Genomic DNA, 445 nt, shown 5'->3' with positions numbered 1-445 from the left:
GCATGCGACGCAGGCCAACCCGCAGGCCGACCTCGAGGTCGATCGCTACGCCTACCACGATGCCGTGGTCGACGCGTGGGGCCAGGGCCTGCTGGGCTTCGCCGAGGTCGAGCGCTGGCGCGAAGGGCAGATCGATCACCACACGTGGATCCGCTACGCCTACGATCGAGACGACCAGCACGCCGACTATCCCACGGCCGGTCGCCCGGTGGAGCAACTCGAGCAGCGCCGGGCCGTCGACGACGCCGGGGCGGTGCAGTACTGGCTCACCCGCACGCAGCAGCAGTTGGAGACGGTGGTCGAGTCTCGCCTGGGCGGCGACACGCTATTCACGTACCCGGCACGCCAGGACGTGGATGTCTTCGTGCGGGACGTGAGCTGCACGATCGACTGCGAGTTCAGGCCCAGCGAGCGCTTCCAGTGGCTCACGATCGAGCAGGAGCGC

General features: G+C 68.8%; 1 protein-coding gene. It reads left to right on the top strand.

The genetic code is table 11. The features are described 5' to 3' along the window. On the top strand, positions 1–445 hold a 445-nt coding region (locus OEB96_RS00280; RefSeq protein WP_266213371.1), incomplete at both ends, for a hypothetical protein.

Source organism: Paraliomyxa miuraensis (genome assembly GCF_026337845.1).
GTDB lineage: Bacteria > Myxococcota_A > Polyangia > Nannocystales > Nannocystaceae > Paraliomyxa > Paraliomyxa miuraensis.
Note: the sequence above shows the minus strand (reverse complement) of the source record. Positions and strands in the feature narration are given on the sequence as shown.